Annotated in this window: 12 protein-coding genes and 1 riboswitch; all 12 genes read right to left on the bottom strand. The window is 48.0% G+C overall.

What is annotated here, in order from left to right:
- Positions 1 to 21: 21 nt before the first annotated feature.
- Positions 22 to 105, bottom strand: a riboswitch (cyclic di-GMP riboswitch).
- Positions 106 to 232: 127 nt separating this feature from the next.
- Positions 233 to 1,915 carry a PAS domain-containing sensor histidine kinase gene (locus AAIG11_RS11695; RefSeq protein ID WP_343186435.1) on the bottom strand — a complete coding sequence of 561 codons (1,683 nt, stop codon included), beginning with the start codon at positions 1,913 to 1,915 and terminating at the stop codon, positions 233 to 235.
- A 19-nt stretch (positions 1,916 to 1,934) separates the two neighbouring features.
- On the bottom strand, positions 1,935 to 2,507 hold the full coding sequence (locus AAIG11_RS11690; RefSeq protein WP_343186434.1) for a TetR/AcrR family transcriptional regulator: 573 nt from the start codon (positions 2,505 to 2,507) through the stop codon (positions 1,935 to 1,937).
- Between the two features lie 273 nt (positions 2,508 to 2,780).
- A complete protein-coding gene (locus AAIG11_RS11685; RefSeq protein WP_343186433.1) occupies positions 2,781 to 3,728 on the bottom strand; it encodes a M15 family metallopeptidase in 948 nt (315 codons plus the stop codon).
- A 32-nt stretch (positions 3,729 to 3,760) separates the two neighbouring features.
- A complete protein-coding gene (locus AAIG11_RS11680; protein ID WP_343186432.1) occupies positions 3,761 to 6,835 on the bottom strand; it encodes an efflux RND transporter permease subunit in 3,075 nt (1,024 codons plus the stop codon).
- A gap of 83 nt (positions 6,836 to 6,918) precedes the next feature.
- Positions 6,919 to 8,208, bottom strand: a complete 1,290-nt coding sequence (locus AAIG11_RS11675) for an efflux RND transporter periplasmic adaptor subunit (protein ID WP_343186431.1) — start codon at positions 8,206 to 8,208, stop codon at positions 6,919 to 6,921.
- 178 nt (positions 8,209 to 8,386) lie between these two features.
- Positions 8,387 to 8,986: a TetR/AcrR family transcriptional regulator gene (locus AAIG11_RS11670; protein WP_343186430.1), complete on the bottom strand. Its 600-nt coding sequence runs from the start codon at positions 8,984 to 8,986 to the stop codon at positions 8,387 to 8,389.
- Positions 8,987 to 9,148: 162 nt separating this feature from the next.
- Positions 9,149 to 9,934: a glucosamine-6-phosphate deaminase gene (gene nagB, locus AAIG11_RS11665; protein ID WP_425499421.1), complete on the bottom strand. Its 786-nt coding sequence runs from the start codon at positions 9,932 to 9,934 to the stop codon at positions 9,149 to 9,151.
- Between the two features lie 85 nt (positions 9,935 to 10,019).
- Positions 10,020 to 11,246, bottom strand: a complete 1,227-nt coding sequence (locus AAIG11_RS11660; protein WP_343186429.1) for a sugar ABC transporter permease — start codon at positions 11,244 to 11,246, stop codon at positions 10,020 to 10,022.
- The gene (locus AAIG11_RS11655) at positions 11,243 to 12,766 is read right to left on the bottom strand and encodes a xylose ABC transporter ATP-binding protein (protein WP_343186428.1); all 1,524 of its coding nucleotides are present in this window, start codon (positions 12,764 to 12,766) and stop codon (positions 11,243 to 11,245) included. Before AAIG11_RS11655 ends, AAIG11_RS11660 begins: the two co-directional genes overlap by 4 nt.
- Positions 12,767 to 12,860: 94 nt before the next feature.
- Positions 12,861 to 13,925, bottom strand: a complete 1,065-nt coding sequence (locus AAIG11_RS11650; RefSeq protein WP_343186427.1) for a sugar ABC transporter substrate-binding protein — start codon at positions 13,923 to 13,925, stop codon at positions 12,861 to 12,863.
- Between the two features lie 55 nt (positions 13,926 to 13,980).
- Entirely contained in the window at positions 13,981 to 14,970 is a 990-nt protein-coding gene (locus AAIG11_RS11645; RefSeq protein WP_343186426.1) for an ROK family protein, read from the bottom strand.
- 87 nt (positions 14,971 to 15,057) lie between these two features.
- On the bottom strand, positions 15,058 to 15,361 hold a 304-nt coding region (locus tag AAIG11_RS11640; protein WP_343186425.1), incomplete at its 5' end, for an ROK family protein.

Raw genomic sequence — 15,361 nt, 5'->3', positions numbered from 1 at the left:
ACACACAAAAACCGGCCAAACTAAAAAAGCGGCCGGTTACGCTACTCACTCCTCCAGGGTTAAAGCGTCCAAATAAGACCCTGGATTCTTCGTGTCCGTTAATTATTTGCATCGTTTTATCTTTCAAGAAAACTTTCTGAGCACTTCGCTTCCGCTTGTTTTAATGACTATATTACCATATTTCTGTGGTCCATAATCACTTCTTTTAAAGATTTACATGTTTTTATTGACATTATTGCTTTTTGTGTTTTTTTAACGATTTCAAGGCCTCCATCTCTGCTTTACTCACCCAGCGCATTTCACCCGTGAGGGTAAACACACTGCCTTTTCCCGGTGTGCTTTCTGCAGTAAGGGAGTATCCGATTATCGCCGCCAGTTTCCTTGCCACTGCCAGACCCAGGCCCAGTCCACCATATTTTCGGGTATCCGATTCATCTGCCTGGCTAAACTGTTGGAAGATGTGGTCCAGTTTTTCTTTTGGAATACCGATGCCTGTGTCTTTCACCCGAAAAGTGATTCGAATGCGTCCCGGATCAGCTTTGCCGACCTCTTGACTTGCAACCAGTTGGACAGTGCCGGATTCTGTAAACTTCACTGCGTTCCCCACCAGATTACCCAATATCTGCTTCAGCTTAAAGCGGTCCCCCACCAGTTCATTGGGCAGGCTTTGTGCCCGATGGGTGCTTAAAACAAGTCCTTTGTTAATGGCAGTGGGTTGATGCAGTTCTGCCACTTCTTTTAGAAGATCTTCCAGATGAAAGGACTCTTCTCTTCGTTTTTGCATTATTATTTCCATGCTGGTGTAGTTGAGGATCTCTTCGACAACTGTCACAAGGGATTTGCATGACTGGATGGTGTAGTTCAGGTATTCTGCCTGTTCTTCGGTGAGTTCGGTCAGTTGCATTAACTGCGTCATTCCCATGAGACCATTTAAGGGGGTGCGCAGTTCATGGCTCATATTGGCCAAAAACTGGGATTTGACCCGATCGGCAACTTCGGCAGCAGCCTTGGCTTCTGTCAGTTCCTGATTCTTGATTTCCAGTTCAAGTTGAATCTGTTTACTGTGGGTAATGTCAACATGCGTTCCCACCGTCAGACTGGTTGGATGGCCATTTTCGTCCTGCAGGGTCTTTCCTCGGGAGAGGATCCAGGCCCATGTGCCATCTTTCCGTTTCATCCGAAAAGTAGCTTCATAAAGTCCTTTTGATCCTCCAGCAAGATAACGATCAAGATGTTCTTGAGCATTCACCCGTTCATCTGGATGAATGAGAATTTGCCAGGCATTCACAAAGCCACTACCTTCTGGTGACAAGAACTCTGTTTCGTCATAACCCAGCATATTGAAATACATAGGGCTGTACCAGTCTTTCCTCGTCTCAGCGTTGTACTCCCAGGAACCAGTTCCGGATACTTGATTGATCAACCGGTACCTCTCTTCTGACATTCTCATGGTTTCCCGGATAGCATTTCTTTCTGACAGGTCAATGTCAAAGCAATACAAATAGGTGTCTCCATTTTTCAAAGTGATGATACTGTGACTGGAAAACACTTCCACAGGTGTTCCCTCACGATGCTTCAGGGTTAACTCTCCCGCCGGTACTGGTATTTTGGTTCGACTCATGACCCGGATGTGTTCTTTAACTTGTTTGTGCATTTCGGGTGGAATGATTAAACTCAACAGGCTCTTTCCCAGGGCTTCCTTCTGAGTATAGCCGTATAGTTTTTCAGAGGCTTCATTCCAGTAAACAGTTGTGCCATCCATGCGATAGCCCTGCACCGCCAAAGCAGGGATCTTCATCATCACATCATGAAATGCATTTTCCTTCGCTGTCATGAGCTTCTCAGCTGGTAACGCCTGATAACGGCGTCTTCGACGTTTGCGGGTTTGCTCTCTACTATCTTTGAATCGTTTCAACTCTCATTCCTCCACTTCATTAGCGGATTGCCATCTGATAAAACTGCCATGAGTCTTCTGCAAAAGATTCAAAGTCAAATGATTCTTCCTGATTTGCCAGCATGATATCCAACAGACCATTGCCCAAACAAAGGTACAGGCTTAGCGCTCCTTTCTTGCAATTCTGACTGAGGTTGCCTTCCAAAATCATTGTTTCGAAAAGGCCCTCCACGAAATGAATATGTGCTTGTTCACGTTGTCGTATCAGTATTTGACACTGCTTTCTCAATTCAACTTGCTGAATCAAAACAATGCTTTTCCAGAATCGAAGTCTGTTATGATCCTTAAAGTAATCCAATACTGCCTGCAGCAGATTGTACAAGGTTTTTTCCGGACTGTCACTTTTCTGTCCGGCAGTTTCCATACACCCGAAGAACTCATTGACTTCCTGTTCGACTGTCAAGAACACGATTTCATCTTTACTTCCAAAGTGACTATAAATTGAGGATGGCTTCAAATTAACTTGTTTGGCCAGGTCAGCTATGGATGCCTGATACCCCTTCTGCGAAAAAAGAACAAACATGGCTTGAAGTATTTCATTCTTTTTGTCCATCCAAATCTCTCCTTTGCGTACGACCAGTTGTTCGTTTTTTGAGTATAGTATATGATATTTACGTGCTTCTCGCAATGCCTGCTTCACCTGTGTCTATTTTGCACCTACCTGTTCATTCTGACTCTTTGAATTAAGCAGTGAAATCATCAGCCTCGAGGTTGATGTATGCGCAGAGACCCGAGAACAGCACGCGATTTTCAACCACATCAACAAAGCCTGAACCCCACTTTTTTCAGCGGGTTTCAGGCTTAATTAATATATTGTCGTTGTCTATTATATCTCGTTGTTGGTAAGTGACAGAGCCAACTCTTCTTCCATTGTCAAGCCGGACTCGTAGAGACGGGCAGCCAGGCCGGGACCCACATATCGAAAGTGCCAGGGCTCATAGATGTACCCGGTGATGGCTTCTTTGCCTGCCGGATACCGGAGAATGAAGCCGTAATGGTGGGCGTTTTCCTGGAGCCATTTGCCTTCAGGCGTTTCGCCAAAGCGGGTGGTCAACTGCCGCCTCACACCGGGAGAGGTGATGTCTGCGGCCAACCCTGTTTGATGTTCGCTCTCGCCCGGCCGGGCGGTGGAACGGTTGGCCACAGCCTCGCCCCTCTCTTGGGCTCTGGTATTAAAAAGGTAGCGCTGGGTGGCATAGGAGCGGTAGCCTGAACGCAGAATCAGTTCTTCTCCCGTTACCCTAAGGGCTTCCGCCACCATGGTTTCCAGTGCGTCGGCGGCTTCTTTTCTCAACAGACTGGCTTCGCCGGAATACATGACAGGCACCTTGGGCGTGACCAGGTTCTCCGGCACATAGTCTGCCGGCAAGGGATGTTCCTGGTTCACGATGACGTTGATTCTTTCCGGTTTTTTGGTAATGCCAGGGGGTTGTTGCATCACACGAATCTCCTTTCCTTCCAATGCTTGTAAGCGTTCTTCCTGACTTTCCAGAGGAAGCCATTCATCAATGGGAATGATGATTTCCGGCGACAGGATGATGCCAACACTCATTTCTTCCAGTTCGTGGAGATGGTAAAGGATGTCGTACAACAACCGCCTCTGTTCTTCCGGTGTCAACGGCAAAGTGGCCTGGTTTTCCCAGAGGCTGCCTGCTGTGACTGGGTTTGTATTTACTGAGTTTGAGTGGATTGGGTTTGCATGGGCTGGGGCACGACTTGTCAGTATTCCCATGATCAGCATCAGTAAAAGGCTGACGGGGATGGTTTTTTTCATGGTAACAACTCCTCCGTTATCTTAGACGGTTATTACTCCTCAAATGTTTCATGAACGGAGGCTTTCATCATTCCGGTAAACCCTTCTTCCATCCATTGGTACAGAAGGGGAATCATCACCAGTGTCAGTAAGGTGGCCAACAGCAAACCGCAGATAAGGGCAATGGCCATAGGTTTGAACAGCTCACTGGTGGATAAGGCCAGGGGCATGAGACCCATGATGGTGGTGACAGTGCTGAGAACAATGGGTCGAAATCGCATTTGCACGGCATCATAGCAGGCTTTTTCGCCGGTTTTTCCCTGGCGCCGTCCCCCTTTGATATGGTCCACTAACAGAATGGCGTTGTTCACCACGATTCCCATGAGGCTGATGATTCCCAGCAACGCTGTGAGAGAAAGGGGCTGTCTGAAGAGCCAGAGACCCAGCAGAGCACCTGTCATTGAAAGGGGTACTGTGAAAAGGATCATCAGCGGATCTCGAAAGGACTTGAACTCCATGAGCAGAATAGCATAAATCAGGCACAGGGTAAAGAATCCCAAGATTCCCATATGGGAAAAGTTGTCATCGATATCTTCCCGTTCTCCCTCAAAGGAGACGGTCACGCCCTGGGTATCCCACCCGTTTTTTATCTGTTCTTCCAGGGCATTGCTCACTGCCACTGCGCTGTAACCAGGGCGGATATCACTGGTAACGACCACGCTTCGTTCCTGGTTAAAGCGGCTGATGCGCTCTATTTGCGGCACCAGTTTCACTTCAGCCACCTGTACCAAAGGCACTTTTTCTCCCGTTAAGCTTGATTTGATGCCCATTTGCTCCAGATCTGCCACGGTGGCTATGTCACTTTTTACCTGAATACCATAGGCTTTGCCTTCCTGGCGTAATACCGCCCGACGGCTGCCGAAGAGGGCCAGGCTCACTTCCTGTTGAACATCGGCATGCATCAACCCTGCCAGCGCCGCCTGATCTCCCGCCACAGTCACCTGGTACTGGTAGGCACTGTCACTGGCATTACTGGCCACGTTCATGGTACCCGGCAGGTTTTTCAGTGCCTGCTCCACTTCCATGGCGACGTGTTTCAACTGGTTTAAACTTTCTCCCCTCAGGCGGATGGTCACCGGAGAGGCAGGATCAGACAGTTCCAACAGCCTTACCGTTGTCCTGGCACCTGCCACCTGGGCATCCAGCTGGTCCTGCAGATGCATGGCCAACTGGTCTTTTGTCGTAAACCGCTGACTCCGGCCAAGATCAAAGGTGACAATGGCTCGGGTTAGTTCTGGCTGTGGGGCCACCGGCATCATGGTGGTGTAGAACTTCAGCAGAGGCGTGCCCACACCGGTGGTTACCTGCACCACTTCCGGTTCTGCCTCCAGCAGTGCATTGATCTGCCGGGCGATGACTTCTGTTTTCTCGATGTCTCCCGCCCGTTCCACATAGGTTTCCACATAGAGCACTTCTTTGTCGGCTTTGGGAAAGAAGGCCAGTGGCAGGCGGGGAACCACCCCTGCCATGGTGAGAAGAAAGAAGCCGCCGACGGCCAGCAGCACCCACCCTTTTTGCCGGGCGGATTTTTGCAGCAGCCGGACAAAAAAGCGGCTGCCTTTTGCCAGCACTTCATCACTAAAACGCTGCTTTCTGGGCGTCATTGTCAAGGTCATGAATGCCGGCGTTACCAGTATTGCGGTGAGAAAAGATGCCATCAGCGCGAACATCACCACCCGGGGCAGGCTGTGCATGAACTGGCCCACATCGCCGGAGATGAACATCAGAGGCAGGAAAGCTGCCATGGTGGTGAGGGTGGAGGTGAATACGGGGATGGCAATCTCCCCAACGGCTTCAATGGCGGCGGTTTCTCTATCGACCCCTTCATCAAAGCGGTTCTGAATGGCATCGCTGATGACAATGTTGTTATCCACAATCATCCCCAGGGCAATCATCAACCCTGCCAGGGACACGCTTTGAAAGGTGATGGCTGTAACTCTCATAAGAGAAAAGGTGCCCAGCACCGCCAGGGGAATGCCTGCGGATACCACCAGGGCATTGCGCAAACCCATGCCCATCAATATCATCACTACTACCAGCCCCATGCCCATCAGCAGACTTCCGATGAAGTGGGTCATGCTCCGTTCCACATCCCGGGGCTGAAAGGTCACTTCAGTGATCACCAGATCCGGCGGCAGCTGCTCTGCCACTGCTGCCAGTTGTTGCCGCACCTCTTTCCCCACAGGAATCATATTTTGATCTTCCCGAAAATAGCCGGCCAGCAGTAATGCCGGCGCCTCGCCCTGAAGGATGCTGGCCGCATCTTCCTCATATGCCATTTCCACCCTGGCCAAGTCTTTCAGTTTCAACAAGCTTCCCGTCTCCGGGGAAACTGCCACTACCTGACCAGCCACATCTGCCACTGTTCTATAGGCCGTTTCGGTGGTCACTGTTAGGGGCCCTGCGTCGTAGGGAAGGCTGCCCGCCGGCATTTCCAGTTGCTGCCCCCAGAGCAGTTCATTGAGTTCCCGGAGAGAGAGCCCCACCTGGTTCAGTTCTGCCTGCTTAATTTCCACTGCGACTTGCTTTTCCACAGTTCCCAGCAGGGTTGTTTTGTAAAGACCGTTGATTCCCCGCAGGGCGGCTTCCATTGTTTCTCCAAATGCGGTGAGCTGCTCATTGCTGTAACTGCCACCGGATAAACTGATCATAAACCCGGCAGATTCTCCCAGATTGGTGGCAATCGCCGGATGACTGCTGCCCTCAGGAAGCCTGCCCTTCATATTTTCCAGTTTTTCACGCACCTGTTGATTGGCCTTGTCGATATCTGCATCATCTTGATAAATGGCGAACACCACTGAGAGGCCTGCCGCCGAGTCAGAAAAAAGCTGTTTTAAGTCATCCATTTCTGAAAGAACGTCTTCTATTTCTCTGGTAATCAGGGATTCCACTTCTTCCGGGGTGGCTCCCGGATAGTGGGTGGTGACCATGGCTGCGTTGATTTTGATCATGGGATTTTCCTGTTTGGGCAGCATTTGATAACTGAACAGCCCGAAGAGGGCCGCTGCCGCCGCCAGAAACAAGACGATCCGCCGCTGTTTCACCGCTGTTTCTATCAATCGTTGCATCTTTGTGCCTCCTGTACCCATTTACGTTCACATTTATGAGAATCAATAAAAATCTGCCGGGAGAAATTCGAACTTTAAAGCTCTTACCAGGCAACAACATCGCCTTCCCGTACGCCAGCGGCCCCTTCGGTGATCAGCAGTGCACCTGGGGTCACGCCGGTGATCAGTACCTGGTCTTCCTGAATCACCTCAATGGTGACAGCATGCCGCCGGGCCCGGCCGTCTTCCACCAGATACACATAGGCTTCGCCGTCATTGGCCACATACTGCACCGGCACCCAAATGCCGCTGAGGCTTTCCCCGGGAAAAATCACGGTGACCACCTGACCGGGTGCCAGCCACGCAAATGATGGTGTGGATGAACCCATTGAAGAAGTTGATGGAACTGTTAATTCACCCGGGGAAATCTCCACCTTATAGGTGCGGGTATGAGGGTCGGGGAAGGGGTGCAACACCTCCACCCTGCCGGAAAACACCTTGCCGTCTGCCTCCACCGCCACGAGATCCCCCACCTTCACTCGCTGCATCTCCTGTCGGGTAAGACCAACGATTCCCCGCAATGCTTCCGAGGCCAGTGTCACCACCGGAGTACCGGCTCCTGCCACCTCTCCCGCCTCCACATGCACATTGGCCACATAACCGTCAAAGCCAGCTGTTAACGTGGCATCCTCCAACTGCTTTGCCAGTGCATCTTTGCCGGCACCCGCTGCCAGATGCTGCTGTCGCAGCTGTTCAACTTCCTCTGGCCGGAGTCCCTGTTGCGTCATGACCAGTTTCCAACGGGCCTGTTCCAGGGTAAGTACTGCCTGCATTTCCAGCAAAACCGCTTCTTCCCATGCCTGCTGAGAAAGGGCACCCTGCTGATAAAGGGTTGTTGCCCGCTGGGCTTGCTCCTTCACAAAAGCCAGCTTCTCCTCTGCCATGGTTACCTCCGCCTGGGTCATGGCAGCAGCTTCCTCCCGACCTCCCTGCAAGGCCATCTGATACTGGGCTTCCGCGGCCAAAAGCTGTGCTTCGGCGGCATGCAGGGCATGTTGAAAAGATTGCTGTTCCAGGCTGGCCAGCGGATCTCCTGCTTTCACCCGGTCGCCGGCTTGAACCAAAAGCGTTTCCACCTTTCCACCGGAAGTAAATCCCTGAGTGACCACCTTCTCTGCCGCAATGATGCCTGTATGGCGTGTTTCCATCTGTTGCCCAGCGATGACCAAGGGAATCACTTCCACAGGAATACCGGGACTTTCGGTGATTTCTTCGGCTCCGGTCAGGCGGCACCCCATGAGACTGATTGCCAGCGCAGCGGCCAGCACCATGAATGTCACGCTTCCCAGCCGGTTACCTGTGGCAGCGGGCATTGCACACTTTCTGGTTTGCATTGCATTGACTCCTTCCAATAAATGATTTCGTGTCACTATTTGATTTCGTGCAATAACTGATTACACACTTGCTGCGCCTGCTGTTTCCGCCAATTGCTGGATACTGTACCGGGCGCTTCCTTATTGACAGTGGATTTGGTTCAATAAAGACCGATCGGACTTTATTAGTCCAAAAAAATCAGCTGATCACATCAGCAAAGAAAAAGTAATAGCCATGGATATAGTAAGCGGTGAGCATTTCAACGTTTTGGGCCATCCATTCATCGCTTTTGTAACAGCGCAGCACTTCCAGCAACCCTTCCACAAAGCTGGCATTCACATAATGGATAAAGAACGCCTGATCTCCCTTGGTTTCAATTTGAAAATGCTGAAACTCCTGGAGGGAGTGAGCCTCGATTTGTTGAATGATTCCTTCTTTTGTTTTTTCAAAAGCGGTTCCCACAGAGGCATCTGTCAGCAGCAGAATCTCTTCCCGAAAAGCCATCAGCACGGTGGTCAGAGCGCTGGCAGTTCGCTGGGAAAAAGCTTTGGGATCAAACCCCTCTGGCGAATGGTCAAAAATGCGGTGCATCATCGCCATAATCTGAACCAGAGCGTCACCCACCAAAGCTTGAAAAAGGGACTCTTTGGCAGGAAAGTAGTTATACAGATTGCTTTTGCTGACCCCTGCTTCTTTGGCAATCATACTCATGGAGGCACCTTCAAACCCTTTGCTGAGAAACAGTTTTTTGGCCGCTGCCAGCATCTTTTCACGCACGTCTTCTTTCAAAACCTGCATTAGAGACCCTCCATTCTTTATTAGGCAATTATACCTTGATAGATCGTTGAAGTCAACCAATCATTTATTTGCGATGGTATGCCAGTGTTCTCAATAGCGAAGAAAGACGCATGCGCCTCTTGATTCAAGGCGATGCGTCTTGTATCTGAATTACAAGTGTCTTTAGTAAGATTGTTGCGTGAGCACTTTACCCCAATAACATGATGGTGGTTTGACTTGATTGATAATACTAGCTGCTGCTTCTTGATCCAACACCAAATAGACTTCTTTATGAAGCTGTAGGATAGATGCTGGCAACTGGGGCGAAATTTTACCAAACAGCGCTTTTTCTATCACCTCTGCCTTTTGCTTCCCACTTGCCAATAAAAGGATTCGTTTCGCTTCCATTATGCTGGCAATGCCCATACTAATCGCTTGTGAAGGCACTTTTGAACTGCATCCAAAAAAATGTGCATTGGCCTCTATCGTTTCCTGGTTCAGGTCGACCAAGTGTGTCCTCTTTTCGAAATAATGATTCGGCTCATTAAAGCCAATATGGCCATTGGTTCCGATTCCCAACACTTGTAAGTCAATGCCTCCAACCGACTTGATTTTTGCTTCATAGTCACGGCATTCCTGTTCAACGTTTGTTGTCGCACCATCAGGAAGGTGAATGTGCTTGCGGGAAAGATTGAGATAATCAAACAAGTGTACATCCATGTAATGGGCATAACTATAAGGATCCTCGGGGTGGATAGGATAATATTCATCTAAGTTGAAGGTTCTCACTTTCGAAAAGTCAATCTCCTTCTTCTTGTTTGTTTTAACAATTTCCTCATACAAACCCAGGGGCGTACTGCCTGTGGCTAAGCCCAATACACTATCCGCTTTGTTGGTCACTTGTGTGATCACAATCTTCGCTGCTTCCCGGCTCATTTCTTCATAAGTATCCGCAATCTTCAAATTGATATTTCCCACTGTTCGACTTATCATCGCAATCCCTTCCGCAACCTCGTGTGGCGCTTTTTTGTCCTCCACCAATGATCCATGGCATCTATGCCACTTTTTTCTTGGTGCTGAAATCTACCCAGACTGCAAAGATCAGCACCGCTCCCTTAATCATGTACTGGTACATAATAGGTATATTCATCAAGCTCATTCCATTGTCAATGCTTGCCATCACCAATGCCCCAATGATTGCGCCAAAGATTGTTCCCACCCCGCCTGTTGAGCTGGTGCCCCCTATATAGCACGCTGCAATGGCGTCCAGTTCAAAAAGTGTTCCTGCTGAAGTGGTGGCCGCATTTAATCTCCCCGTGAAAACAATGGATGCCACTGCGGTGAGCAGTCCCATCAATACAAAAATATAGAAGTTGATTCGTTTGATATTAACGCCCGAGAGCTTTGCTGCTTCTTTATTGCCACCAATCGCGTAAATGTATCTTCCAAACCGAGTGTGCTGACTGACAAAGGTCAGAACTACTACGACTGCTATTAGCAAGAGAATGGCATAGGGAATGCCGCGATAGCTGCTCATGATGACGCAGGGAACCATGATGGTGACAGATAATGCCACCATTCGAATGACTTGTAAAGGCATTGGCAGCACTTCCAACCCATACTTGGTTCGATTGTTTCTTTTCTTTAAATCTATTAAAATGAATGCACCAACAAAGATAATGCCTAGAATGATACTCGTGTCATTATAGGCAGCGTTTTCAAAAAACAATGTGGGTACGTACCCCTGACCAATGGATTTAAAGGCCACAGGAAACTCACCAATCGTTGCACCTTTCGTAATGGCTAAGGTTAATCCTTTGAATGCTGTCATACTGGCCAGTGTAACAATAAATGCAGGGATCCCTTTGTAGGAGATCCAGTAGCCATGCCAGCTGCCTACGAGTATGCCGCAGCATAGTGTGATGAGAATCGCCAGCCACGGATTCATGCCATGCCTTGACATGAGCGCAGCTGCCACCGCACCTAAAGTACCCGCAACCGAGCCAACCGAGAGATCAATATGAGTTGCCACAATAACCAACACCATGCCACATGCCAGAAATCCAATGGTCACCATTTGGAGAAACAGATTTGACAAGTTCCTGGACGATAAAAAAATACCGTTTGTCAAGAGTGAAAAAATCACCCAAATGGAGAACAATGCAATAATCATGGTATATTGCCTCAAATTCTGACTGATTGAAGTGAGCATTATTTCTTTATAGCCTTTTCTATCCGACATCTCTTTTTGCAAAGAGAGGTTCTCGATGTTTTCGCTCATTTTCTACCGCCTCCCGTCGCATAATAGATGATTTTCTCTTGATCGGCTTCTTTTCCAGGAATCTCTCCTGCAATACTGCCTTCACACATAACAATGATCCGATCGCTCATTCCAAGAATTTCAGGCAGTTCTGAAGAAATCATAATGACACAGACTCCCTGACTGACTAAATCATTCATTATATTGTATATTTCATATTTCGCTCCAATATCAATTCCCCTGGTAGGTTCATCCAATATCAGCACCTTTGGTTTTGTCATCAGCCATTTTCCCAAAACCACTTTTTGCTGGTTACCGCCACTAAGGTTGCCTGTCCTCTGCTCCATGGATGGCGTTTTGATTCGAAGATCCTTTATGTATCCTTCCACCGCTACCACTTCTTGATTCCCATCAATAACTCCCCACTTTGAGAGAGCGCTGAGACTGGCTGCTGTTATATTTTCCCTGATACTTTGTGTTAGCACCAGCCCATTGCCTTTTCTGTCTTCAGAGAGATAACTGATACCCTCCTGAATCACATCGCGCGGACTGGTCATGTTCGTTTTTTTCCCGTTGACAAGTATTTCACCTGTAATGGCATGACCATAGCACCCAAATATACTCATAAAGAGCTCCGTTCTTCCAGCGCCCATCAACCCTGCAAATCCCAGTATTTCCCCTTGTTTAATAGAAAAACTGACATCCTTAATTTTCTTTTTTGCAGGTATATCCGGATCATAAACCGTCCAGTTTCTTACTTCCATTACCGTTTCACCCAAAACTTGCTCTCGCTTTGGAAATCGCTGAGTTAGTTTTCTGCCCACCATCAGCGCAATCAACTTCTCTTCATCCAGTTCACGGGCCTCACAAGTGGTGATGGTCTGCCCGTCTCTCAAGATTGTTATCGTGTCTGCAATCTGAAAAATTTCATTAAGCTTATGAGAAATATAAATGCATGTAACACCCTTTTTTTTCAGTTCCATCAAGAGTTGTAATAAATTTTCTGCTTCTTTTTCAGTCAATGCTGAAGTGGGTTCATCCAAGATCAGTAACTCCGCTTTTTTTGAAATCGCCTTAGCAATTTCTATCAACTGTTGTTTTCCAATGCCCAGGCTGAGTACCTTTGTAGTCGGTTTAATGCTTAAACCGACTTCCTTTAATACTTTTTCTGTTTCAACATACATTTGCTCCCAGTCAATGACGCCTCTTTTGGTGATTTCATTGCCCAGATAAATGTTTTCACATATGTTCATTTGCTTCACCAGCGCCAGTTCTTGATAAATAATGGCCACACCGGCTTTCTCGCTGTCCTTCACATGTTGAAACGCTTGAGATGTTCCATCGATCCGTATTTCCCCATCGTATGTTCCACTGGGGTAAACACCGCTCAAAATTTTCATCAGCGTCGACTTTCCTGCACCATTTTCACCAACCAGACAGTGTATTTCGCCTCTTTTTACCTGAAAGTTCACATTGTCCAGCGCTCGAACCCCAGGGAACTCTTTGGTAATATGCTTCATTTCCAATATATGTTGGCCCATTATGATCCCACCTTTTGAGTGGACTGACCCAGAGATCGTCCATGCCAGTCCACTCTCATCTCCCGTTGACTTGAATCACCATTACTGAACTGTTTTACTGCAGTGCTGATTCGTCCATAAAACCACTTTCAATGACTAACTCCAGGTAGTTATTGATATCCACCAATGCAGGAGGGGCTTCGATGGTGGGGATATCATGAGTGCCATTGTTGTAAGATTTCTTTGTTTCAACTGGTTCATTGTTGGCAAATTTAATGGCAGATTCGATGGCTGCTCTTCCCAGATCTCGAATATCGTTAAAGATGGTGATTCCCTGTGTTCCCTCAATGATTCTTTTGATGGCATCCACTTCTGCATCCTGTCCTGAAACAGGCACCTTACCTGCCAGCCCCTGTGCTGCAAGGGCTTGAATAGCCGCACCAGCAGTACCATCATTGGGTGCTACAATCCCCTGAATGTCATTGTTGTGAACCGTCAGCACATTCTCAATATGCCTGAGAGCTTCTGAAGGCTGCCAGTCTTTGCATTCCTGATCCAAAACCAAGGTGATATCGCCACTGTCGATTTTGGGCTGAAGGACATTCAGCGCACCCTGTCTGTATAGCACTGCTGCATAATCACCAGGATCCCCTGCCAGAAGTGCTATGTTTCCTGTGGGTGCTTGACTTAGAACCCACTCAGCCTGCATTTCTCCCACAATGAGGCTGTCAAAGGTCAGGTATAAATCGACTGGCGAGTTCATGATCAGTCTGTCATAGGAGATCACTTTGATACCCGCTTCATGTGCCATATTCACAATATTCGCTGCAGCCGCACCATCATGGGGGGCGATGATCAACACGTCCACACCCTGTGAGATCAGGTTTTCACACTGAGACTGCTGTCTTGCCGCATCATTATCAGCTATTTGAACAGCCACTTCAACACCCAGCTCTTCTGCAACCCTTTCAAAATTCTCCTTGTCTAACACCCATCTCTCTTCCCTCTGGGTTGGTAGCGAGATCCCAATTTTAATGGGTTTTTCAACTTCTGCTGCAACTTCCGTGCTCTCATTGGACGCCGGTGCTGACGTTGCTGTTGGTTCTGAACAAGCGGTAAACAGGGTTGTCACCATCACTAACAAGAGCAACCATACAAGCTTTTTTGACATTTTTTTCATTGCTGAATCCTCCTCCTTTTCTCATCACCGCTATCTTAAGTGGCTGTTTCGCCCACTATTGCGGACAATCCTGGTACATGGCTTCAAAGCCTTTACGCCATGCCTTTTGTTTTTCCTGCGGCACTTTTTCCAACTGGGGCAGTCCTTCATAAAAAACATAATAAATGCATCCATAAGCACCTGCTTCCCCTCCCAGCTTTGATAACCGGATGTCTACAGGGAAGATCGTTAGTTTGTTGACCGCCTCAGTAATGATTCCTTTGATCAGTCCCATTGATTCCGAGACTCCGCCCCCGATGATCACGATTTCCGGATTGAGGATGCTCACCAGGTTGGCAATTAGAATGGATAGATCTGTGGTATACTGTTCAACAATTTCCACAGCCGCCTTGTTTTGTTGGATGTATTCTCTAAACAGCTCCCTGGAAGTGCACCCGATCCCATCAGATTTTTGGCTTAGGCTGCGCCCAGCAATTTTCCTTTCCAGGTTTCCAAAACCTTCTGCACTGTTAAAAACACCTGCTCGAATGTCTTCCTTGTCCACAATATATCCGAACTCCCCTGCTGAATAATTGTTGCCTTCCACGAGTCTGCCGTTGGCAATGATGGCACCTCCCAACCCAGTCCCAATGGATATGTATACCATATGATCTGTGTTATCACCGTTGCCGAACCAGCGCTCTCCCAAGGCCGAGCAGTTGACGTCATTCTTGATGAACACCGGAAACGCATACCTGCCTTTAATGAACGCTCCAATGTCAGTGTTTTTCCATCCCATCTGAACAGATACTCTTACAATGCCCTCTGTGCCTTTCATATCTCCAGGGACGCCAATCCCCATGCCTGCAATGTCTTGGTGCTGAAGGTTGCTTTCTTCAATAAACATATCCACCAGCCTGAAGATTTCCTCCAGATTTCCTGTTGAACTTACTTTTTTCTTGTGCCTGACGACGCCATGTCTGTCAGCAGCCATCAGCAGGATTTTTGTTCCTCCAATATCCACCCCAATGGCATATTCTTTTTGACTCGCTACCTTCATTTCCATTCCATGTTCCTCTTTTCTGCAGCATCCCACCATTAAACGGGAGTTTTTAAGTGTCTCATTCATTCTTTTGCCTTGATCACTCGTCAATTACTCATAGATTGAAATATCTTTTAAAAGACTGTCAACAGCGAGGGCAAAACCACCATAAATGACTTCGTCGTTATTTAGTGAAGCATACGCTATTTTTGTTTGTACCGGAACTGTCGATTCCAGCATTCCTTCCAAGTGACCTTTTATATCGTAGCCGATATCCACAACTCTTCCACCTATTATGATCTGCTCAATATCCAACAAGACACATATATTTGCCAAAGTAAATCCCAACTTCTCCACAACGTCATGCATTATGCTTACCAGTTCAGCATCTTCTTCTTTGATGGCTTTTCTCACT

It is taken from the genome of Anoxynatronum sibiricum (genome assembly GCF_039414295.1).
In the GTDB taxonomy this organism is placed as follows: domain Bacteria; phylum Bacillota; class Clostridia; order Peptostreptococcales; family Tindalliaceae; genus Anoxynatronum; species Anoxynatronum sibiricum.
Note: the sequence above shows the minus strand (reverse complement) of the source record. Positions and strands in the feature narration are given on the sequence as shown.

What these genes read in the sequence shown, in the direction of transcription:
- AAIG11_RS11690 (WP_343186434.1), bottom strand. Translation starts at nt 2,507, where the DNA reads ATGGACAAAAAGAATGAAATACTTCAAGCCATGTTTGTTCTTTTTTCG.
- AAIG11_RS11685 (WP_343186433.1), bottom strand. Translation starts at nt 3,728, where the DNA reads ATGAAAAAAACCATCCCCGTCAGCCTTTTACTGATGCTGATCATGGGA.
- AAIG11_RS11680 (WP_343186432.1), bottom strand. Translation starts at nt 6,835, where the DNA reads ATGCAACGATTGATAGAAACAGCGGTGAAACAGCGGCGGATCGTCTTG.
- AAIG11_RS11675 (WP_343186431.1), bottom strand. Translation starts at nt 8,208, where the DNA reads ATGCAAACCAGAAAGTGTGCAATGCCCGCTGCCACAGGTAACCGGCTG.
- AAIG11_RS11670 (WP_343186430.1), bottom strand. Translation starts at nt 8,986, where the DNA reads ATGCAGGTTTTGAAAGAAGACGTGCGTGAAAAGATGCTGGCAGCGGCC.
- AAIG11_RS11660 (WP_343186429.1), bottom strand. Translation starts at nt 11,246, where the DNA reads ATGAGCGAAAACATCGAGAACCTCTCTTTGCAAAAAGAGATGTCGGAT.
- AAIG11_RS11655 (WP_343186428.1), bottom strand. Translation starts at nt 12,766, where the DNA reads ATGGGCCAACATATATTGGAAATGAAGCATATTACCAAAGAGTTCCCT.
- AAIG11_RS11650 (WP_343186427.1), bottom strand. Translation starts at nt 13,925, where the DNA reads ATGAAAAAAATGTCAAAAAAGCTTGTATGGTTGCTCTTGTTAGTGATG.
- AAIG11_RS11645 (WP_343186426.1), bottom strand. Translation starts at nt 14,970, where the DNA reads ATGGAAATGAAGGTAGCGAGTCAAAAAGAATATGCCATTGGGGTGGAT.